This is a genomic window from Sorangium sp. So ce124, assembly GCF_051525235.1.
Taxonomy (GTDB): Bacteria; Myxococcota_A; Polyangia; order Polyangiales; family Polyangiaceae; genus Sorangium; species Sorangium atrum.
In genome coordinates, this window is record NZ_CP150312.1 from 776,977 (window position 1) to 799,215 (window position 22,239).

Genomic DNA, 22,239 nt, shown 5'->3' on the forward strand with positions numbered 1-22,239 from the left:
TGCCGCTTTCCACCGCAGAGCTCCAGGGGATGCGCCGCTCCAGGAGCCGCACGACAACAGAATCCTATGAAAAGCTCGCATGTTACGGGACTAGCGGTCAACCGAATTCCCGCCCACAACGGAGAGCGCGTCGAGCGCGAAGAGGCCCTGGGTCTCCCTCGTTCCGCACGTTTCGCACGTTTCGCACGTTTCCCTGGCCTCGCGGGCGAGGGCGAGGGCGAGCTCGATTTCGACGGCATCCTCGGGGATCGGGTACGGCGGGAGGTCGGCGCAGGCGAGCGGCGCGCCGGGGGGGCTCGGCGCGGCGGGCTCGATCCGCCAGACGCGGAGCAGGGCGCCGTCGACGAGGAGGCGCACCTCGCCGGCGCCATCGCCCGAGAGCGCCACGCGCGGGCTGATCCGGGCGCCGCGGAGCCAGGGGGCGGGCAGGCCGACCCGGACGATGGCCTCGCCGCGCCCCGCCGCGTGCACCGCGAGGAGGCGCCCGCCTGACGCGCACGTGCCGCCGGCGTGCTCGGGCAGCGCGAAGGCGCCGCGCTGCGCGCGGGGCGGCCACAGCGACTCGCCCTCGATGCGGGCCTCGCCGGGCGGCTCGGCGTCGAAGACGAGCGGCGTTATCGAGACCGTGGCGAGGCCGCCGCCGTCCGGGATCGCGAAGCGGTAGCGGTACGCGGGGGGGCGACCGCGGGCCTCCCACGCCATGCGGTCGATCGCGTCGCCCCGGTAGCGCAGCACCGCGACGTCCTCCGGGGCGGGATCGAAGCCGAGGTTGAAGCCGTGATCGGTGTCGACGAACACGAGGCCGCGCGAGACGCCCGCGCGCGCGAGGGCGGCGGGGTCGAACATGGGCAGGCCGCCCTCGCGATCGCGGAGCGCGGCGTGGTCGAAGCCCGCGCGGAAGGCGAAGCCGGCGAGCGGGAGCGCCGCCGCGAGGAGCGCCGCCGGGAGGAGCGCGCCACGCCGGCGCGCGGGGCCGCGCTCCGCGTGCGCCGCCGTCGCAGCGCGCCCCGCGCGCGCCGCCGCCGCAGCGCGCTCCGCGAGCGCGAGGGCGGCCATGGCCGCGAGGACGTGCTCCACCGGCAGCACGTCGGCGAAGAAGCGCGCGCCGCCTCCCGGGTAGTTGCCGTCGAAATAGAAGGGGGCGTAAGCGGCGATCTGGAGGAGCGGGGCGATCGCGAGGGCGCGCGAGCGCGGCCGACGCCAGGCGATCACGGCGCCGACGAGCACGAGCAGCGCGAGCGGCTCGGCGTTCAGCGCGTCCACGAGGTGGAGCTTCAGGCGGCGCAGCGTCGTGCCTGCAGCAGCCAGAAAGCCGTATCCTTCCGCGAGGTTGTGACGGACGAAGTCGCCGTGCTCGCCGAGGCAGCCGACGCCGGCGCCGAAGCCGTAGCGGAAGCAGCCGGGCGGGCCGTCCGAGACCGCGTAGTACGCGGCCTGCGACGAGGCGAAGGCGCCCGTCGCGGCGTGCTGGTGGGCCGCGAGCAGCGCGAGGCCGGGGAGGGCGCCGAGCGCCATCGCCGCGGCGAGCCGCACGAGCCGCGGCGAGCGGCGCGGCGGCGGCTCGCCCTCGCGCGGACCGGCCGCCGCGCTCCCCGGCGCGATCGCCGGCAGGAGCACGAAGGGCAGCGTCGCCGCGAGGGCGAGCGCGCTCGGCGGGCGCGTCGCCGCGAGCCAGCCGGCGGCGAGCCCGGCGAGCGCGGCGGCGCGGACCGCCGGACCGAGGGGCCCCGTCGCGGCGCCCGTCGCTGCAGCGGCGCGGGCCTCGTCGAGCGCGCGCCGCGCCGACGCGAGCGCGACCGTGAAGCAGAGGGCCGCGAGCCCGTGCGACATCGTGTCGGCCGTGTGGTAGCGGAGCGCGGCGCAGAGCGCCGAGAAGAGCGCAGCGACGAGCGGAACGAAGCGGATCGGCGCGGCGCTCCCGGCCGGGGCCGGGCCCTCCGGCGCGAAGCGCGCGGCCAGGTCGTAGGTGGCGATCACGAGCGCCGCGGCGAGCGCGGGGCCGATCGCGAGCGGCGCGCCCGCGAGGAAGCCCAGCGCGAGCAGGGCAGGGTAGCCCGGAGGAAAGAGGACCGCGACCTCGGCCGCGCGGTTCGCGCCGGAGGGCCCGGCCATCGCGTCGCCCACCGCGTCGTTGCGGACGAGGAAGCGACCGAGCACGGAGGCCGCGGGCTCGTCGAGCGGCCACGCGAGGTGGCCGGCCGCCATCGCGCGCGCCTCGAGCCAGTAGCTCGTCGCGTCGATGATGCGGGGGCCGCCCCGCAGGTAGACCGCGACGTACGCGGCCGAGAGCAGCGCCGCGACGACCGAGAGGGCCGCGGCGATCGCGGCGCCCAGGGCCGCGCCGGAGAGGGGCGCGGGGTCGGGGCCCGAGCGCGCGGCGCCGGGGCCGGCCCGTGCGATGGTGGACGAGCGGCTGCGGCGGAGGAGCCAGGCGCAGGCGAGCACCGCGGCGAGGGCGAGCGCGAGCGCGATCCATTGCGCGGGGTCGCGGGGCAGGCCGGCGCGCACGTCACTGTCCGGCGAGCGGGCGCGCGCCGGCGCCCTGCGCGGGGCGATCGAGGATCCAGACGTGGTGATCGACCCACTCCCCGTCGACCGGCGTGAGCGTGAGCGTGAACGTCTCGGGCAGGCCCTCGGGGAGGTCGAGCGAGGCCTCGGTCCAGCCGTCGCCCTTCTTGAGCGCGAGGTGGCCGATCTCCCGGCCGTCCGCCGTCGCGCGGATCGCGGCGGCGCGGGGCGCGGCGGTGCGGACCACGAGCCTGCCGTGGCCCTCGCGGGGGGCGCGCAGGCGGGCCGCCTCGCTCCGGCCGCCCGGGATGACGCGCCCGGCGTCGAAGCGATCGTGCCCCGATCCGCGCGGATCCGGGAGGACGCTGAAGCCGACGAAGCCTGCCTGTGGCCGCGGGAAGGCGTAGCCGTGCTCCCGCTCGCTCACGAGGTCGGCGACGTCGAGCTCGTCGACGATCCGCTCGTCCGCGCGCATCGACGCGGGCGGCTCGCCGTACGCGAGCGGGCTCCAGTCGGCCTGGTAGATGACCTTCTCCGCGCCGCCGCAGATCACGTTGCCGACGACGGGGATCGCGGCGATCCGCTTGCCGAAGATGGCCGGGAGGTCGCCCCACCAGCCCGGGTAGATGGCCAGCGTGTCGGGGCGGTCCTCGGCGGGGATGCGCTCGATGAGCTCCAGCGAGGCGCCGAGGCCGTGGACGCCCGCGCGCGCGAACGGGAGATCGTGGTAGCCGCCGAGCCCGATGAGGTCGAGGCCGGGCCGGTCCGACGCGTAGAGGAGCGCGCCCGCGTCGCCGACGAGGACGCGGCGCACGTCGAGCTGGGCGAGGAGCTTGCCGGCGACGAGGTGCTGATCGCGGATGTTGCGGCTGGCGCGGCCGAAGAACCAGATCTGGTCGCGCATCCTGGGCAGCTGGTGGGCCCAGAAGAGCGCGGCCACGGCGAGGGCGAGCGCGACGCGCGCGCACCAGAGGCCGCGCGCCAGGGCGCCGCCGCGGGCCGCGGCCGCGACGCCGCCGAGGGCCCCGAGCCCGACCGGGGCGCTCTCGTGCCGCTCCTGGCGCTCGTCGCCGCTGGCCCATGCGGCGCGCGCGACGAGCAGCGCGAGACCCATCGCCGCGAGCACCAGCAGCCAGGCGACCGCGGGCATGGTGTAGCGCTCGTTCTGCCAGCGGACCTGACCGTTCAGGGACACCAGCGCGAGCCACCCGACGACCTGGACCCAGAGCAGCGCCGCGGCCCCGCGGGTCTTGCGCGAGGCGAGGGGGACGAGCGCGAGGGCGGGCACGAGCCAGCCCCAGGGGAGCGCGTCCGAGAAGTGGTGGTTGGTGTTGCGGGCGACGACGTACGTCGCGAGGAACTCGTAGGTGTCCCACTTCTCGGAGGACGTCATGTACGGGTTGTTCAGCGCCAGCTTGGCGATGGCGCCGCTCGCCGCCCACTCGCCTGTGAACACGCGGTTGGCGACCGCCTGGGCGAGGCACGCGAGCGCGCCGGGCACCGACGTCCGGAGCAAGGTCGCGATCGCCGCGCGCGCGCCGTGCGCCCGCCCCACGGCGATGGCCGCGTAGACGCTCAGCGCCGCCACGCAGACGACCGACTCCGGCCGGGTGGCGTAGAGGAGCGCGCCGGCGAGGCCGGCGGCCCAGCCGAGGTGGGCGAGGCGCTTCGGCGGCGCCGCGGCGCGCGCGTCGTCGGTCGCCCGCGTCGCCCGCGCCGTCGGCTCCCGCGGCGCGGCGGCCGCGCGGGCGACCGAGAGCGCGGCCAGGGTGGCGAGCGCCCAGACGCCGAGGTGGAAGGCGTTCTCCATCCCGCTGAACAGCGACCAGTCGAGCGCGCCGATGGAGAGCGCCACGGGCGGCAGCAGGTACTTCGCCCAGCGCCCGACAGGCTCGAGGAGCCGCGCGCCGACGAGCAGGAAGCCGAGCGTCGAGGTGCACGCGACGATCGCCGCCCACTGCATCAGCAGGACGCCGCGGAAGCCGACGAGGTAGCCGAGGGCGAGGACGAACGGGTAGCTCAGGCTCGTGTTCCCGCTCGAGAAGCCGTTGCCCTCGGACCACTCGAACGGGTACCCGCGCGCGGTGGCGCGGGCGTAGTCGAAGTGGATGAAGACGTCGTCGAGCGGCGCCGACCACATGCCGCCCGTCTGCTGGTGCATCGCGCTGTAGAACGCGACGGCGGCGTAGAGCACGCACGCGCCCGCGTAGGCGGCGAACAGGACCGGATCGACGCGCGGCCAGGCCGCGACCAGGCGATCGAGCCGACCTGGGGGCGCCGCCGGACCGGCGCCCCGGGAGGCCGCGGTCTCGGTTCCCTCTGCTCCGTCCGTCACGTCGGGGGAGGCGCTGCTCGGCTGAGGCAGAGGCGTTGCTCCTCCGGGCAGCGAGGAGGATGCGGGGTCGGCGCTGGACGGTGACACGCGGCTCTTTTACACGACTTTCACGCGGCCCGAGCCGTGGAGCCCGTCCGCGAAGGCGCGCGGGGAGTGGCTGGATCCATCCGGGGAAGAGCCCGTCGGGCCGTGCTCGGTCCTTGCGGTCCAGTCCTCCGGGAGCACGGGCCTGTAGCTCAGGGGAGTGCCGCCCCGGCTCCCGGTCAGAAGGGTTACCAGGGCTGCAGAGGCGGTCAGCTCTGCCCAGCACGTTTGCAAGCGGCTGCTTCAGGAGTGAAATGGGAAAGTCATTTTACTAGCGAAAGTCCCTGAATTCGGAAGGGAATCTCTTGGCCCGCATCCTGCTCGGTGAGCAGTCGCAGAGCGCCCGTGACGGTCTCCCCCCCACCGTCGAGCGGGCGCTCTTTTTTTTGTCCGTTGCCTCTGGGCTTCTGGCGGACCGACCCACGGCGGCGCCTCGGCGAGCGCTCGCTGTCCGTGCCGCCGCGATGCTCGTCGTGCGCCTGTTCCAGCTCCGGTGCGCCGCGTCTCGGACGAGCTGAGCCGCGTCCGTGTAGGATCCAGCCACCGAACGTGACACCCGAGAGGCCCATGCCTGCGCCGCGGCTGTTTTCCCGCCTGTCGTTGCTGCTGTTCCTCTGGAGCCTGCTCGCGGCGTGCGCGCCGGGCTCCGCGACGGCGCCCGCCGTCGAGCCGCCGAAGACGGTGGTCCTCCCGCCACCCGCCGCGCCGGCCGCTGTCGTGGCGGCCGAGCCGGAGCCGGAGCCGGAGCCGGGCACCGCGGTGCCCGTCACCCGCGCCGATCCGTGGTGGGGCGAGCCGCTCGCGCCGGTCACCCTCGTGGTGTGGGGCGACTTCGAGTGCCCCTTCACCTCCCGGCACATGGCGACGCTGGAGCAGCTGAAGCAGGCCTACGGCCGCGATCGGCTGCGCATCGTCTGGAAGCACTTCCCGCTCGCGTTCCACAAAAACGCGCGCCCGGCGCACCTGGCGGCCGAGACGGTGTTCCGGCTCGGCGGGGCCGAGGCGTTCTGGAAGTTTCATCGGCTCGCGTTCGCCAACCAGCGCTCGCTCGCGCCGGAGTCGTTCGAGGCGTGGGCCGCCGAGGCGGGCGTCGATCGGGCGGCGTTCCGCGCGGCCTTCGATGAGCAGCGGCACGCGCCGAAGATCGACCGGGACCTCGAGGCCGGCCAGACCGCGGGCGTCAAGGGCACCCCGGCGACCTTCGTCAACGGGGTGTTCCTCAGCGGAGCGCGGCCCGTCGCCGAGTTCCGGTCCGCCATCGACGAGCAGCTCCGGGCTGCCGGGGATCTCCGGCGATCCGGCGTCCCGCAGGAGCGCATCTACGCGGCCCTGTCCGAGCAGAACAAGGCGCGCGCTCCGGCCCCGACGCCGCCCTCGCCGCCGGCCCCCGAGGACACGACCGTGTGGAAGGTGCCTGTCGACGGGTCGCCGATCCGGGGCAACCCGGGCGCTCTGGTCACGCTTGTCATGTTCTCGGACTTCGAGTGTCCGTTCTGCCGCAGGGTCGCCCCGACCGTCGAAGGCCTCGAGAAGAAGTACGGCGCTCAGCTGCGCGTCGTCTTCAAGCACTACCCGCTCCCCTTCCACAAGCGGGCCGAGCCCGCCGCGGAGCTCGCGCTGGAGGCCAAGGCGCAGAAGGGCGACGCGGCGTTCTGGAAGGCGTACGAGCTCTTGACGACCGGGGGCCTCGAGGACGCGGACCTCGCGGCGCACGCGAAGTCCCTGGGCCTCGACGTGGCCCGCGCGCAGAGGGCCATCGCCGCCCGGCGCCACGCGGCGCGCATCGAGCGCGATCAGCGCCTCGCCGACGACCTCCAGGCGAGGGGGACGCCCCATTTCTTCATCAACGGCAGGCGGCTCGCCGGCGCCCAGCCGGCAGAGAAGTTCGAGGCCCTCATCGATGAGCAGCTCGCGCGCGCAGCGGCGCTCGTCGCGGCGGGCACGCCGCCCGCGAAGGTCTACGACGCGCTGCAGAAGGAAGCGAGGGCTGGCACCGCGCCCGAGCGGATCCTCGCCCCGGCGCCGACCAGGGACAACCCCGGCAAGGGAGCGAAGCCCGGCGCGAAGGTGACGATCCAGATGTTCGCCGACTTCCAGTGCCCGTTCTGCAAGCGCGTCCAGCCCACGATCGACGAGGTCATCGCCGCCTATCCGGGCAAGGTCCGCGTCGTCTTCAGGCACCTGCCGCTGCCCTTCCACACGCGGGCGCCCCTCGCCGCCGAGGCGTCGATCGAGGCGTTCCGGCAGAAGGGCGAGGCCGGCTTCTGGGCGATGGCGCAGCGCCTGTGGGAGGACCAGTCCGAGAGCGGGCTCGGCCGGGGGGCGCTCGAGGGCCACGCCGCCGCGATCGGCCTCGACGTGGCGAAGTTCCGCGCCGCGCTCGACTCGGGAGCGCACCGCGCGGCGGTCGAGGCGGACCTGAAGCTCGCCGAGCGCCTGCACATCACCGGCACGCCGTCCTTCGCCATCAACGACTACTTTCTCAGCGGGGCGCAGCCGACCGCGCACTTCAAGCGGCTCGTCGACAGGGCGCTCGGCCCGCACGATCCCCCCACGAAGGAGTCGCTTCACGGCGCGGGCAAGCCCGCGGCCCCGCCGGGGGCCGCCCAGCCGGGCGCAGCGCAACCTGCGCCGGCTCAGCCGGGTGCAGCGCAGCCAGCGCCGGCCCAGCCGGGCGCAGCGCAACCTTCGCCGGCTCAGCCGAGTACAGCGCCGGCCCAGCCAGGTGCAGCGCAACCTGCGCCGGCCCAGCCTCCTGCGACGGTCGGCCAGATGGGGGCGAAGCATCTCCTCATCATGTATGCAGGATCACTGCGGGCCCCGGCGCGCATCGTTCGCACGCGGGACGAGGCGCGCGCGCTCGCCGAGCAAGTGCTCAAGAGAGCGCAGCAGGGGGCGAGGTTCGAGGATCTCGCGGCCCAGTACAGCGACGAGCCGGCTGGCCGCGCGCGCGGCGGCGATCTCGGCACGTTCCGGAAGGGCATGATGGTGCCCGAGTTCGAGCAGGCGGTGGAGAACCTCGCTGTCGGCGCGATGAGCGGGGTCGTCGAGACGCCGTTCGGCTTCCACATCATCCTGCGGACGCAATAGCGAGCGTGCGCGGCCCCCGCAGGAGATGGAAGCAGCGCACGTGGGGAGTTCCAACGTCGAGCCTCCCGGATCGTCCTCCGGCTGGATTGGATGTAGGACGGGTATCCCGCTCGCGAAGAGAACGGCGGATCGCGTAGCGACGAGCGAGGGGGAGTGGCCCCTTTCAGCGCGATGGCGCGGCTCGACATCGGGAGACCTCCTGCCACGGGGGACACCCCGCGGCCGTTCAGTGGACGAACGGGTTCGTCCGCAGCGACTCGCGGCGGGCGGCGCGATTTCAGGTCAGGCCCGATTCTTCTTGCCGGTCCCGGTTGAGAAGATTTCGCGCCATCCTCCAAAGGCGTCCGCGCGACCTCCGCGCGCTCCCCGCGCGGCCTGCGCGTTGACCCCCCTCGCGCGCGTCGAGTAGAACGATCTTCGCGCCAGAGCGCGCCACCCAGTCAGCGCCAGCGCGGATTGGAACCGCAAACGATGCGTTGGTTCGTCGAGATCTCGTCGTTAGGCCAGAACGCACCGCCGAGCAGGAAGGTGTGCGTCGAGGCCCCGCAGTGGCAGCCCGCGCTGCAGAAGGCCCGGGCGCTCCGCGGCGATGGGGGCCCGCTCAACAATTTCTCGGTGGATCTGCTCGAGAGCGGCTACCGAGCGATCGATCCGGCGACGCGCGTGCGGTACGTCGTGCAGCGCGCCCCGGACGACGCGGCGCTGACGGACGGGACTGACACTCCAGCGGGCGCGTCCCCGGCCGGGGCGGCTTCTCCCAGGCCGGCCGAGCCTGCGGGGCGCGTCGCAGGGAAGCGTCCGATCGCGCCCACGGTCCCGTTCATCTCCATGGGGACCGCGCTCCTCGTCTCGGAGCCAGCGGGCGCCCAGGCGCAGCCGGTGAAAGGCGGAGAGGCCGCGCTGGCGCGGGATGCGCCGCCGGAGCGAGGCGCCGCGCCGGAGCGAGGCGCCGCGCCGGAGCGAGCGCCCGCGGAGCTGCCGCCGTATCAGCTCATCTCGCAGCGCGAGGAGAACCCGTCCGAGCGCTCGCCGCTCACGTACCGAGAGCTCGTCTATGCGGTCGCGACCGGCACCCCGCGCGATCTCGTCAGCGCGCTGCTGGTCGATCGGCTCGAGCGCGCACGGCAGCGCATCGACGACGCGCGCCCGGGCAAGTTCATCCATATCGCCGTGTTCGATCACGTCTTCGACGGCCGGCCTCAACGCGGCCCGCTTGCGACCCTCGCCTGGAAGGACTGGCGCTCGGCCGAGCCCGAGATCCAGTTCCGCCCGCGCACCGGGGGCACCGCACCGCCGCCGGCCATGCCGCCTGCGGACGCGGTGCCGCCGGCCGCCGTGCCGCCTGCGAACGCAGCGCCGGCTGCCACGCCGGCGACGGATGTGGCGTCGCCGGTCGCCGTGCCGCCTGCGGACGCGCCGCCTGCGGACGCGTCGCCTGCGGATACGGCGCCGGCTGACACGCCGGCGGCGGATGCGGCGCCGCCGGTCGCCGCGGCGCCCGCGGATGCGCCGCCTGCGGACGCGCCGCCGCCTGCGGCCGTCGTGCCGGCTGCGGACGTGCCGCCGCCGGCCGCCGCGTATCCTGCGGATGTGCCGCGGCCGCCCCTCACGCCGCCGGCCGATGTGGTGTTGCTCGCCGCGCCGTCCGACGAGCAGAAGGGGCTGCCGCGCCTCCAGCTCGTTCCGGAGGCGCCCGATGTCGCTGCTCCCACGCCGGCACCGCCGCGTCGGCGGTCCTCCTTCCCTCCGAAGAGCGGGCGCCTCTCCGGCGACGACCTCATCGCGGAGCTGTTCGAGGCGTGCAGCGACCTGCACTTCCTCCAGGACACCCTCGCGGGCGCCGACTTCATCCTCGCGCTCACGCTCGACAAGATCCCGTGCGCCCTCGGCCTCGTGTCGCTGTTCGACATCAACCGGCGCGAGTTCGTCGTCGTCCGGCAGTACGGCGGCAAGGGCGCGCTCCTCGCCCGGCTGTCCGAGCGGGCGCCGCTCCCGCTGGCCGCGATGCGGTCGAGGCGCGCCGTCGTGGTGCCCGACGCGGCCAAGGACGAGCGCGTCATGGACGAGCGGTGGAAGGCGATCGGCGTCGAGCTCCGGAGCGTCATCTGCGCGCCCGTCGAGCTCGCGGGCCGCTACCTCGGCCTCCTCGAGATCGGAAACCCGCTCGACGGCAAGCCCTTCTCCGAGAGCGACGGCAACGCGCTCACCTACATCGGCCAGCAGTTCGCCGAGTTCGTCGGGGCGCGCGGCGTCGTCCTCGAGCCCAGCCTCGTGACCGCGGGGGCGAAGAAGGCCGCCCGCTAGCGGAGCCGAGCGATGGACCTCCTCCCCTCCGCCGGGCAGCGCCATCGCGTCCCGTACTTCGCCCTCGTCCCCGCCATCGTCGTCGCCGTGCTCGTGCTCGGCGGGATCGCCCTGCGCACGACCCTGCAGATCGAGAAGGCGCGGCAGCAGACCGTCTTCGACGCGACGCTCACCCTCGCCGACGAGCGCGTCGATCGGCTCGACAAGCTGATCATCGCCCAGGACAACGTCGTCGCCGCGCACGTCGACGTGGCGAACCTCTCGGTCATCGCGCGGCGGTGGCTCCCCACGGCGGCCCGCGAGACGCCGACCGTGCGCGCCATCCTGGTCCTCGACATGGACAACGAGGCGCACGACGTGCTCGCGTTCGCCTCGCGCGGCGCGTCCGGGCGGGAGGACGACGCCTTCCGCAAGCTCCTGCTCGCCCGCCTCCTGCCGCAGATGAACTTCACCGGCGACACGGGCGAGCTTCGCCACCTCCACCACGTCATCGATCAGCAGAGCCTGCTCGTGAGCTACTGGCAGCGCGAGCACGTGGGGCGCAGGTGCCTCATCGTCGCGTGGCACGAGGTGCCGCGCCTGGTCCATGAGGTGATGCCCCGGCTCTTCCGCGACCTCGATCGCGAGAAGAGCCGGATGAACGTCATCGACGAGGAGGGCCGCATCGTGTTCGGCCCGCCCATCATCGGCGGCGAGTTCACCGTCGGGCGCCCCTTCCCGACCACGCTCTACAACTGGCGCCTCCAGATGGCGCTCACCACGGCCGAGGAGCTCGGCGAGAAGGTCGAGCGGCAGCGCCTTATCGAGATCCTGATGGTCGGCTTCTCGGCCCTCGTCGCGCTGGCCGGGCTCGCGATCGTGGTGCTCGCCTCCGTGAACGAGCGGCGGCTCGCGGCGCTGAAGAGCGACTTCGTCGCGAACGTGTCCCACGAGCTCAAGACGCCGCTCTCGCTGGTCCGCATGTTCGGCGAGCTCCTGCTCGGCGACCGCGTCCCCAACGACGAGAAGCGCCGCCAGTACCTGCAGATCATCGTGAGCGAGAGCGAGCGGCTCACCGCGCTCATCGAGAACGTCCTCGATTTCGCCCGCGTCGAGCGGGGCAAGGCCGCCTACGAGTTCGCGCGCGGGAGCGTCGCCGAGGTGGCGACGCGCGCCGTCGACATGTACCGCTACCGCGCCGAGCGCGAGGAGATGACCGTGGAGCTCACGATCGCCGAGGACCTGCCCGAGGCGCTCATCGACGCGCGCGCGCTCGAGCTCGCCCTCGTGAACCTGCTCGACAACGCGCTCAAGTACGCGAAGGACGGCGGCCGCGTCGCGGTCGCGGTGGAGGTCGAGGGCGGGGGCGGCGGGCGCCTCGCCGCGCTGACGCGCCAGGCGAGGCGGGTCGCCATCCGGGTGAGCGACCGCGGGCCGGGCATCGATCCCGACGAGCAGAAGCACATCTTCGAGCGCTTCGCGCGCGGACGGCGGGCGAGCGAGCGGCAGGTGCGCGGCAGCGGGATCGGGCTCGCGCTCGTGAAGCACATCGCCGAGAGCCATGGCGGCGCCGTGCGGGTCGAGAGCCCGCTCACGGACGACGGGCGCGGCAGCGCGTTCGTCGTGTCGCTCCCCGCGCTGGAGCACGACCGGGAGGCGCAAGAGGGCGCCGCGAACGCCGAGCCGATCGCGGCCGATCCGGCGCCGGACGCGGGGTCGCCGTGAGGGCGCGCAAGCGCGGCGAGGCGGAGCCCCGGCCGGGCGACGTTGCGGTCAAGGCGACGCCCCGGCGGACGAACGCCGCGGTCAAGGCGGCGCCCCGGCGGACGGACGCCGCGGTCAAGGCGGCGCCCCGGCGGACGGACGCCGCGCGGGGCGCCGCGGTCCAGGCGGCGCTCGACGGGGTGCGCGCGCGGTGCGCCGTCGAGGAGCGCCGCGCGCGAGACCCGGTCTCCTTCGTCCATCGCTACACGGACCCGGCCGATCAGGAGCTCGTGGCGCTCATCGCCGCGTCGCTCGCCTTCGGCAACGTGAAGGCGCTTCACGCCAAGATCGGCGAGGCGCTCGACCGCCTCGGGCCGGAGATCGCCCACACCGCCGACGACGCCCGCGCCGTCTCGGCGCGGCTGCGCGGCTTCCGGCACCGGATCTACCGCGATCGCGACCTCGCCGGGCTGATCGTCGGCGCCCGGCGGGTGCAGCGGGCCTCGGGCTCGCTTGGCGCCGCCTTTGCGGCCGAGCTCTCGCGCACCCGCGACCTGCGCCAGGCCCTCGGAGCGTGGGTGCGGGCGATCCGACGCGCCGGCGGCCTCGACCGGCGTCCGGACGACCGCGGAGCAGCGCACATCCTCCCCGATCCCGAGAAGGGCAGCGCCGCCAAGCGGCTGATGCTCCTGCTGCGGTGGATGATCCGCCCCGCCGACGGCGTGGACCTCGGCCTGTGGCCGGTGCCCCCGTCGGCCCTCCTCATCCCGGTCGACACGCACATCGAGAAGCTCGGCTACAATATCGGGCTCACCGATCGCAGGGGCGCCACCTGGAAGACGGCAGAGGAGATCACCGCGGCCCTCCGCGGCTTCGATCCGGCCGACCCGGTCAAGTACGACTTCGCCCTCTGCCACCTCGGCATGCTCCAGCAATGCCCGTCGCGGCGCGATCCGGTCCGCTGCGAGGGGTGCGGCGTGAAGCCGGTCTGCCGTCACTGGGACGAGTGAGCATGCCCTGTACGTCGGATTTCCGTCCGGAACAGCTACTTGCCTGATCAGTTCGAGAGCGTGAAGCCATTCGAATTTGAATCAGATTGCAACCGTGATTTTCAAGGATGCAATAGTGGCTGGTTGTTCTTGGTGTAAGTATTTGAAATTCTACTCTGGATGGGGCGGCACAGAGCCTGCAAAATGGTGGGCGAGCGCCGTCGCGGAGACCTTCCCCCCCCAGGTCCGCGAGGCGCTTTTTTCATTTTGTCCCCGGTAAGCGCATGAGCGCGGCCGTTCGGCAGACAGCACGGCAAGAAGAGCGCCGCAACGGAGCCCCCCCGAGCTCTGCTGCGACGTTCTTCTTGCCGTGCCCCCTTTCCCGGGGTGCTTACGGAACCCTTGCCAGCTCTCTCCTCGCCCTCGTGTATTGCGATCCGCATGCCACGTTCCGGGCTGGTAGATCTGGAACCTTTGTGCACGCCTGTGCTGGAGCTCTCGATCTCGCGCCGCGGTAGGCCTGGGCACATGGTCATGTCCCCGCGAGACGCGAATCCCAGGGAAAATGAGCCGTTGCCAACGTGCGTTTCCGCCAGGGGCAGTCGCCCCGCGCGCTGTCCGGCGCAGTCGGGTGGAGTCGATTCCGGAGCGCTGTGTGACTTTTTCGCGCGCGCAGGAGATGATCGTGAAACGTGCTGTTCCCATCGATTCATGATCATCCAGACGAGCGAACCGGTGAGCGGCCTCGACGAGCGGCTGGTCTGTATTCCGTCCATCCTGGTGAAAAGAATGTCGAGGTTGCTCGCATGCGGAAGCAGCGCCAGCAGGTAGATTGACCGTATGGTCTGGACATTCGGGGCAACCCTCCTGGTGGCGCTGGCGCTCACGGTGCTGGCGGCGATCGGGCTCTGGGCGCACCTCCTTTACTGGGTCAAACGGTTGACCCTGCCGCTCGAGTACAGCGTGGAAGAGGTCCTGCGGACCGAGGATGGCGCGCCGATCGAGATCCGCCGCGTGCCACGCCCGGACGGCGTGGAGGCCCAGCCGGACCTGCCGCCGATCCTGCTGGTCCACGGGATCGCCGCGAACCATAGGAACCAGGACATCCACCCCGATTACTCGCTGGCTCGCCACCTTGCCACGCTCGGACGCGACGTGTGGTTGTTGACGTTGCGCAGCGGCCGCCTCCTCACCCGCGCCGAGCGCCGCAGCGTCCGGTTCTCCGCCATGGTCCGGTACGATCTTCCTTGCGCCATCGAGGCGATCCTGGAGCGCACCGGCGCCCGTTCCCTGGATTATGTCGGCTTCTCCATGGGCGGCATGCTCCTCTATGCCGCGCTTGGCCGGAGCGTCCCCGGCGATCGGGTCCGCCGCGTCGTCATCGTCGGCTCGCCTGGCCGGCTCACCACGCCGGTGCGCCTCATGCGCTTCCTGCCGGGCCGGCTGCTGCCGGGCGTCCCGCTCCGCCTCATGGCACGCAGCTTCGCGTTCGCGTCGGAGTGGTTGCCGACGCCCATCCATCACGCGGTGGCCAACCCGCGCAACGTGCCTCCCGGCGTCACGCGGCTCGCGCTCGTCAACTGCATCGAAGACATCCCTGCTGCGCTGAACGCCGACTTCGCCGCCTGGATGGCGAGCGACGGGGAGATCCGCGTGGACGGCGAGAGGGTCCTGGACGGCCTCGCCTCGGTCGCGGCGCCAGCCCTGTTCATCGCGGGCAGCGCCGACAGGATCGCCCCCGCCACGGCGGTGCGCGCGGCCTTCGACGCATGGGGGCGCGATCGCCCGGAGACGCCGAAGCGCTTTCTCGTGCTAGGGCGCGACTTCGGAGCGCGGGAAGATTACGGTCACGGCGATCTGGCCGTCGGCGCCTATACGGGCGTCGAGCTCTTCGAGCCGATCGCTCGTTTCCTCGGTCCCCAGGCCGAAGACGCGTCTGGGCCCGAGACGGGCGCCGTGGCGCTGGAGGCCATCCAGGCGCGTCAGCCGACATCCGACGAGACCGCGCCGATGCCGGATCTCCCGGCCGCCTGACGGTCGATTGCAGAGCGAAAGCGAAGAGGCGTATCCTCGACGCCGGATCTCTCGGAGCCACGCGGTGGCCGGCCTGTCCGCCGAAGGATGTTCATGAGTCACCCCGGATTGCGCGCCAGGTTCGAGCCGTCGTCGATGGCGCTCTGGCTGACGGTCGCGGCCCTCCTCGCCCACGCCGCGTCCTGCGCGGGGGACTCGTCCGACGGGCCCTGTGATGACGGCCTCACGCTGTGCGGCGGAGCGTGCTTCGACACGCAGGTCGATCCGGACCACTGCGGCGGCTGCGACGGCGTCTGCGCGAGCGGGAAGCGGTGCGAGGCAGGCGTGTGCGTCGGCGGGGCGGGGGGCGGGGGGCGGGGGCGTGGACGGGGTGGACGGGGCGGGGGGCGTGGACGCCTCCTCGACAGGCGGCGCGGGCGGCGCGCTGTGCGCCCCCGGCCTCGTGGCGTGCAGCGGCGGCTGCGTCGACCTCGACACGGACGCCGCCCATTGCGGGGGCTGCGGCCAGGAATGCGCGGCCGAACAGCTGTGCGAGGGCGGCGCCTGCCGCTGCGCCTCCGGCCTCACCGAGTGCGGCGGCGGCTGCGTGGACGTGGAGAGCGATCCGCTGCATTGCGGGAGCTGCGAGGCCCGCTGCCCCCTCCACGAGACGTGTGTGGAGGGGGCGTGCCTCTGCGATGAGCGCTTCGCTGTCTGCGGCGGCAGGTGCGTCGACCTGGCCGTGGACCCGGCGCATTGCGGCGCGTGCGGCGCGGCGTGCGCCCCGGGGCTGTTCTGCCAGGGGGGCGCGTGCGCCTGCGCCGTCGGCGACTACGAGGACATCGGCTCGACGGTCCCGCAGCGCCTGACGGGCACCACGGTCGGCGCGGAGACCTATTTCTCGCTCGCCTGCATGGCCGCCGGCTCGACCGAGTTCGTCTACAGGTTCACGGCGGAGGAGGCCGGCAGGTACAAGTTCGACACCGCCGGCTCGAGCTACGATACCGCCATCGGCGTCCTGGACTTCGACGCCTGCGAGGAGCTCGCGTGCAATGACGATCGCGGGGGAGCCGCGACCGGCAGCGCCTCGGTGGCCCTCGAGGGAGGGCAGAGCGTCCTCCTCGTCGTCTCGGGCTACGACGGGGCGCAAGGCGACTTCGCCCTTCACGTCGACCGGGTGGCGCCGCCGGCGTGCCCGCTCGACAGGATCGCGACGGCTCTCCCGCAGACGATCACCGGGGACACCTGGGGGCTGGGCGACGCCGTCTCGACGCGCTGCGGTTCAATCGACACCCCCGACGCGAGCTACAGCTTCACCGCGCCGCGCGCTGGGAGGTACATCTTCGACACGTCCGGCTCCACGTTCGATACCGTCCTCGAGCTGCGCAGGGGGTCCTGCTCAGGGACGCTGATCTCTTGCAACGACAACGCCGTGGAAGCCAAGACGTCGCGCATCGTCGTGAACCTCGCCGCGGGCCAGACGGTGGTCGCGGTCGTCGATGGCATCGACGGCGGATCCGGGCCATTCACGCTCAACGTCAGCGAGTACGTGCCGCCTCCATGTCCGGAGTTCACGCTCGGCGCCACGTTTCCGCAGACGGTGACGGGCACCACGGATGTTCCGGATCGCGTGAGCATCCTCCCGTCGCCCTGCACGAGCGACAGCGGCCCCGAGGTCAGCTATGGGTTCACCGCGCCGGCGACCGCGCTCTATACCTTCGACACCTTCGGCTCCTCCTTCGACACGGTCCTGCACGTCCACGAGGGGACATGCAGCGGCGAGAGCGTCGCGTGCAACGACGACACCGCTGGCCGGCAATCGCAGGTGAAGATGGTGCTCCGCGAGGGAGAGACCGTAGCCGTCGTCGTGGACGGCTACGCCGCAGTCGCCTCCGGCGCCTTCAAGCTCAACGTGAGCCAGACCTTCGTCCCTCCGTGCCCGATGCTCGATCTCGGGTCGACGGTGCCTCAGACGGTGACAGGGACCACCGCGGATGCGGCCGACGTCCTGCGCCCGAGCTGCGGCAGCGGCGGCGCCGGCGAGGTGACCTACAGCTTCACCGCGCCCGCGGCCGGCACCTACGTCGTCGATACGTTCGGATCGAGCCTCGACACCGTCCTCTCCGTCCTCGAGGGCAGCTGCTCCGGGGCCGTGCTCGCGTGCAACGACGACGCGGCGGGAAGCGAGCAGTCGCGGATGACGCTGGAGCTCGCCGAGGGGCAGACGATCGTCCTCCTCGTGGACGGCAGCGCCGCAGGGGCGTCGGGCGATTTCACGCTCAACATTGCGCGGTTCTCGGGCGGCGGCACCTGCTCGACGGCGATCGATCTCGGCTCCGTCACCCCGCAGGTCGTGACGGGGAGCACCGCGGAGCGGCCCGAGTCCGTTCGCCCGAGCTGCGGCTTCTCTAATGCTCCGGACATGATCTACCGCTTCACCGCGCCGGAGGCTGGGCTCTACATCTTCGATACGTTCGGATCGAGCTTCGACACCGTACTCCAGATCTTGAAGGACAGCTGCACGGGGGCGTCGCTCGGGTGCAACGACAACACGGACGGTCAGCAGTCGCGTGTCACCCTCAGCCTGGCCGCCGGTCAAACCGTCCTCGCCGTGGTCGACGGCAGCGGCACGAGCTCCGGCGACTACGTGCTCCAGGTCGACCGGTTCACCGGCCCGGGGACCTGCGCGACGGCGATCAACCTCGGATCGCAGCTGTCCGTCACCAGGACCGGCACCACGCGCGGCCAGCCCGACGCGGTGAGGCCGAAATGCGTGTCCGCAGCGCTCGTGTCCTCTCCGGAGACGGTGTTCACCTACACCGCCCGGATCCGCGGCACCTATGTCATCGACACGATCGGCTCGTCGTTCAACACCGTCCTTCACGTACACACGGGTGGCTGCGGCGGCACCGAGCAACAGTGCAACGACGATCTGACCGGCTCGCGAGCGTCGAAGGTGCAGATCGATCTCGCCCCCAATCAGACCATCACCGTGGTCGTCGATGGGTATAATGGTGCGTCTGGCGACTTCACGCTGAACATCCAAAAGCTCTGAGTCCGCGCTGCATGTGCCCTGGAGCCGGCCTGATGACGGCGTCCGTCGCGTCGAGCTGGCGAGGGCGCCTCTCCGCGGCGCGGTGAGCGCGGTCCGGGCCGTGGCTCGGCCTGCGCGCAGCCAGCCGAGCGCCCCCGCCGGTTGCGGATACGTCGGCCGCAGGCGTATCCTGGCGCGCGCCTCGTTATCCGCTCGCCTCGAACGCCCGGCACCCCCAAGGATGGCTATGAACCGATCCGGATTGCGCCCCAGGTCCGCCCTGTCGTCCGCCGCGCTGCTCCTGGCCGCAGGGGTTGTCCTCGCGGCGTCCTGCGCCGAGAGCCCCGAGGCGTCGGGCGAGTGCGCCGATGGGCTGTCGCGGTGCAATGGCGAGTGCGTCGAGCTCCAGGCGAACGCCGAGCACTGCGGCGCGTGCGGCGACGCCTGCGAAGAGGGGCAGCTCTGCGTGGAGGGGCGCTGCGGCGAGGGCGGCGGCGAGGGCGGCGGCGATATAGGATCCGGCGTCGGGGGCGGGGAGGGGTGCCGAGAAGGCCAGACCGACTGCTCGGGCAGATGCGTGAACCTCGAGACCGACCCGCGGAACTGCGGCGATTGCGACGTCGAGTGCGCGGAGGGGCGCGTCTGCGCGGACGGCTCCTGCGCCTGCGCGGGCGACCTCACCGAGTGCGACGGCGCCTGCGTGGATGTGCGGAGCGACAGGCTCAACTGCGGCGAGTGCGGATCCAGCTGCGCGCCTGCGCAGCAGTGCGTCGACGGCGCTTGCACCTGCCCCGACGGGCTCGCAGACTGTGGCGGCTCGTGCGCCGATCTGCAGACGAGCCCGTTCCACTGCGGCGATTGCGGCGTCGCGTGCGAGCGAGGGGCGCTCTGCCAGGCAGGCGCCTGCACCTGCGTCCTCGGCACGTATGACGAGCTCGGCGACACGTTCCCGCAGACGGTCACGGGGACCACCATCAGCGGCGAGACGAACTACGATCTCGCGTGCGTGGCCGCCAGTTCGTCGGAGCGGGTCTATCGCTTCACGCCGTCCGTGGCGGGGACATACACGCTGGACACCGTCGGGTCCACCTTCGACACGGCCATCGGGGTGCTGGGAGCGACCACCTGCGCTCAGCTCGCCTGCAACGATGACCTCGCCACCGGGGTCGGCCAATCGAGGGTCCGCGCGGTCCTCGAGGCGGGCCAGCCGGTCCTCATCGTCGTGACCGGCTTCGACGGAGGGGAAGGCGATTTCACGCTCAACATGGCGAAATCCGAGCCGCCGAAGTGCCCTGGGTGGACGATCGACGCTCCGCTCCCGACGACCGTCACCGGCAACACCGAGCACCTCGGCGACGCGATCAGGCCGAGGTGCGGAGCTGCGGACAGCCCCGACGCGAGCTATGTCTTCACGGCGCCGGCGGCCGGGAAGTATGTATTCGATACCTTCGGCTCCGGGTTCAATACGATCCTGGAGCTGCACGATGGCGCGTGTGATGGCGACGTGCTCACCTGCACCGACGACTCGGGAGGAGGGTCGCAGTCGCGCGCGACGGTGGAGCTCAGCGCCGGCCAGAAGGTCGTGGCGGTCATCGACGGCTTCGAGGGCGCGCGTGGGCCCTATACGCTGAACGTCGCCGCGTGGGCTCCGCCCGCGTGCCCCATGGTGGATCTCGGCTCCACCTACCCGCAGACGGTCACGGGTCACACGTCAGGCCTCGACGGGGTCCTCCAGCCGGCCTGCGCCACGGGCAATTCCCCCGAGGTCACCTACAGCTTCACGGCGCCCATCGCCGGCCGGTATACATTCGATACGCTCGGCTCGACCTTCGACACGGTGCTCCACGTTCACGACGGCAGCTGCACGGGCGCCTCGCTGGGGTGCAACGACGACGCGGAGGGCTCGTACCAGTCGGCGGTGTCCACGCCCCTCGCGCAGGGGCAGACGGCGGTTGTGGTCGTCGACGGCGCGTCCGGGAGGCACGGCGCGTACACGCTCAACGTGAGCGGCTCCCCGGCCCCTCCGTGCCCGGCGAACGCGCTGGAGCCGGTCGTCCCGCAGACCGTGAGGGGGACGACCTTGGATCGCAGCGACTTCGCGGCCGCGCCGTGCGGCAAGGTCGGCGGGGCCGAGGTGGCTTACGGCTTCACGGCGCCGTCCGACGGATTGTATGTCTTCGATACGTTCGGATCGAGCTTTGACACGCTCGTCCACGTGCACGCCGGCACCTGCGGCGGGGAGGTGCTCGGCTGCAACGACAACACCACGGGCCTCCAGTCGCGGGTCGTGGTGCCGCTCGTCGCGGGGCAGGAGACCGTCGTCGTGGTGGATGGCTCCGGGCCAGCGGCCACGGGCGCGTTCACGCTCAACATCGGCCTGTTCGAGGGCGACGGCACCTGCGAGACCCCCATCGACCTCGGCTCGACGGTCCCGTCGACGGAGACGGGCTCCACCCTGCACCAGCCGAACTCGGGCACGCCGAGCTGCACCATGTCGAGCGGCAACGACAGGGTCTATCGCTTCACCGCGCCGGCGGACGGGACCTACGTCATCGACACGCTGTCGTCGACGTTCGACACCGTCCTTCACGTGCACGACGGCGACAGCTGCACCGGCCCCGAGCTCGCCTGCAACGACAACACGAACGGGGTCACCTCGCGCGTGACCGTGCCCCTCACCGCGGGGCAGGTGATCACGATCATCGGCGACAGCCGGCCCTCCTCCTCCGGCACCCTCACCCTCAACATCGCCCTCGCCCCTTGAGCGGGCGCGCCCCGCTCGGCGGCGCATCTGCTGGGCCGCGGCGGGCGGCCGTGCGGGCGCTGGGGTGGGTCGGCTGCTGCGCGGCTTTGGTCGGGGGTGGGGATCGCCGCACGTGGGGGCAGGTGGACCGGGCTGGAGCGATGGACGGCGGGCGGCCCTGGCGGTGAACGACGCGACGCGCGCCCTAGGAGTTTTCTTGAGAGCGGCGCCCGCCCGTGCGAGTCTCGGCCCCCTTGGGACTTGCGCCCGTCGTCCGGGACGCGCCCCTGTGATCCGGGTCGAACCATGCCAAAGGAACGCGTGTTCTCCCTCGATGCCGTTAGGACCGACGGCTGGTTCGAGCGCATAGGCGACGGCATCGGCAGCTTCCAGGCGCTCTGCGAGATCGTGGGTGAGGCGTTCTTTGCCTTCTCGATGATTACGGGCGCCCGCATCACGGCGCTCACCGTCGACCGCCGCAACCCGGACAACACCCTGGTCGACTTCGTTATCGCGCCGCCGGGCGAGGAGGACATCGACGGCGACGTCCAGCGGCTCACGCTCGCGGACTTCCGCCACCGCCTCGTCGGCGCCCTGCTCACGGAGGACACGACGCCGCCCGCGCCCGAGCGGGACACCGACCTCGAGGGCATCCAGCTCCACATCGGCGTCCGCTACCTGCTGCTCGCCCCGCTCTACGGCTACAGCCTCCGCAAGCTCGCCGTCGAGGGGAAGACGTCGCGCCTCCTCCTCCTGCGCGACGGCATCGAGGAGACGCACGAGCTCAACGAGTTCCGCGCCCGCATCCGCTCGCACGTGCGCGACGAGCTCGAGCGCGCCTCGGCCGGCGCGCGCTCCGCCATCGACCTCACGAAGGTCGCCGAGGCCGAGGTCGCCTCGCAGCGCGGCGACTTCCCGAAGGTGATCCAGCTGCTCGGCACCTGGCCGGCCCCGCTCGCCATCTTCCTGCGCACGCCCGAGGGGCAGATGCTCACCCCGGACGCCCGCAGCCTGATCGCCAAGGGCCTCGGCCTCCTCGGCACCGCGTGCGTCAAGCTCGGCGAGGAGCACCAGGGCGAGGAGGTCATGCGCCTCGCCGTCCAGTACGCGCACGACGGGGCCGCGGCCGGCGACATCTTCCGCCGGCTGGGCGAGGCCATGCTCGAGGACGGCCGGGCCGGCGAGGCCATCGGCCCCCTCCGGCGCGCGGCCAACCTCGGCGCCCCGCCGAAGCAGATCTGGCCGCTGCTCGCGCGGGCGTTCGTGCAGCGCAAAAAGTTCGTCGCCGCCCTCGCCTGCGTCCGCGAGGCGCGGAGCGTGGGCGTGGCGGACGCCGACATGGTGGAGGAGATCCGGGAGATCGAGGCCACCCTGGGGACGGCGCTCACCGCGTGGCGAGGGCTGGTCCTGGCCGCGAACCGCTCCTAGGATCGCGGCCCGCGCGTTGGTTGACCGA

The 22,239-nt window shown here is 72.6% G+C and carries 11 protein-coding genes; 8 read left to right on the top strand and 3 right to left on the bottom strand.

The features are described 5' to 3' along the window. Window positions 1-90: 90 nt before the first annotated feature. Both WMF19_RS02885 and WMF19_RS02890 read right to left on the bottom strand, forming a co-directional pair. A complete protein-coding gene (locus WMF19_RS02885) occupies window positions 91-2,508 on the bottom strand; it encodes a hypothetical protein (RefSeq protein WP_437897689.1) in 2,418 nt (805 codons plus the stop codon). A 1-nt stretch (window position 2,509) separates the two neighbouring features. Beyond that, the gene (locus WMF19_RS02890; RefSeq protein WP_437897690.1) at window positions 2,510-4,843 is read right to left on the bottom strand and encodes a hypothetical protein; all 2,334 of its coding nucleotides are present in this window, start codon (window positions 4,841-4,843) and stop codon (window positions 2,510-2,512) included. Between the two features lie 633 nt (window positions 4,844-5,476). Between WMF19_RS02890 and WMF19_RS02895 the strand changes: the two genes are divergently transcribed. The 5 genes from WMF19_RS02895 to WMF19_RS02915 all read left to right on the top strand — a co-directional run bounded on the left by WMF19_RS02895 (window position 5,477) and on the right by WMF19_RS02915 (window position 15,027). Next, on the top strand, window positions 5,477-8,017 hold the full coding sequence (locus WMF19_RS02895; RefSeq protein ID WP_437897691.1) for a thioredoxin domain-containing protein: 2,541 nt from the start codon (window positions 5,477-5,479) through the stop codon (window positions 8,015-8,017). Window positions 8,018-8,488: 471 nt separating this feature from the next. After that, the gene (locus tag WMF19_RS02900) at window positions 8,489-10,321 is read left to right on the top strand and encodes a GAF domain-containing protein (protein WP_437897692.1); all 1,833 of its coding nucleotides are present in this window, start codon (window positions 8,489-8,491) and stop codon (window positions 10,319-10,321) included. A 12-nt stretch (window positions 10,322-10,333) separates the two neighbouring features. Further along, complete coding sequence (locus WMF19_RS02905; RefSeq protein WP_437897693.1) at window positions 10,334-12,025, top strand: sensor histidine kinase; 1,692 nt, start codon at window positions 10,334-10,336, stop codon at window positions 12,023-12,025. Further along, a complete protein-coding gene (locus WMF19_RS02910; protein ID WP_437897694.1) occupies window positions 12,022-13,014 on the top strand; it encodes a TIGR02757 family protein in 993 nt (330 codons plus the stop codon). The genes WMF19_RS02905 and WMF19_RS02910 overlap by 4 nt, the downstream gene beginning before the upstream one ends. 819 nt (window positions 13,015-13,833) lie before the next feature. Continuing rightward, a complete protein-coding gene (locus WMF19_RS02915; protein ID WP_437897695.1) occupies window positions 13,834-15,027 on the top strand; it encodes an alpha/beta fold hydrolase in 1,194 nt (397 codons plus the stop codon). Between the two features lie 98 nt (window positions 15,028-15,125). Here the strand turns inward: WMF19_RS02915 and WMF19_RS02920 are convergent, their stop codons facing one another. Continuing rightward, the gene (locus WMF19_RS02920; protein ID WP_437897696.1) at window positions 15,126-15,281 is read right to left on the bottom strand and encodes a hypothetical protein; all 156 of its coding nucleotides are present in this window, start codon (window positions 15,279-15,281) and stop codon (window positions 15,126-15,128) included. Window positions 15,282-15,415: 134 nt separating this feature from the next. Between WMF19_RS02920 and WMF19_RS02925 the strand changes: the two genes are divergently transcribed. From WMF19_RS02925 to WMF19_RS02935, 3 genes are all read left to right on the top strand, one after another. Further along, the gene (locus WMF19_RS02925; RefSeq protein ID WP_437897697.1) at window positions 15,416-18,061 is read left to right on the top strand and encodes an MXAN_6577-like cysteine-rich protein; all 2,646 of its coding nucleotides are present in this window, start codon (window positions 15,416-15,418) and stop codon (window positions 18,059-18,061) included. A gap of 226 nt (window positions 18,062-18,287) precedes the next feature. Beyond that, the gene (locus tag WMF19_RS02930; RefSeq protein ID WP_437897698.1) at window positions 18,288-20,804 is read left to right on the top strand and encodes an MXAN_6577-like cysteine-rich protein; all 2,517 of its coding nucleotides are present in this window, start codon (window positions 18,288-18,290) and stop codon (window positions 20,802-20,804) included. Window positions 20,805-21,104: 300 nt separating this feature from the next. After that, window positions 21,105-22,211: a hypothetical protein gene (locus WMF19_RS02935; protein WP_272097618.1), complete on the top strand. Its 1,107-nt coding sequence runs from the start codon at window positions 21,105-21,107 to the stop codon at window positions 22,209-22,211. The last annotated feature ends 28 nt before the right edge of the window (window positions 22,212-22,239 follow it).

Excerpts from the sequence above, each read along its gene's own strand:
- WMF19_RS02900 (WP_437897692.1), top strand. The coding sequence starts at position 8,489 with ATGCGTTGGTTCGTCGAGATCTCGTCGTTAGGCCAGAACGCACCGCCG.
- WMF19_RS02905 (WP_437897693.1), top strand. The coding sequence starts at position 10,334 with ATGGACCTCCTCCCCTCCGCCGGGCAGCGCCATCGCGTCCCGTACTTC.
- WMF19_RS02915 (WP_437897695.1), top strand. The coding sequence starts at position 13,834 with ATGGTCTGGACATTCGGGGCAACCCTCCTGGTGGCGCTGGCGCTCACG.
- WMF19_RS02930 (WP_437897698.1), top strand. The coding sequence starts at position 18,288 with ATGAACCGATCCGGATTGCGCCCCAGGTCCGCCCTGTCGTCCGCCGCG.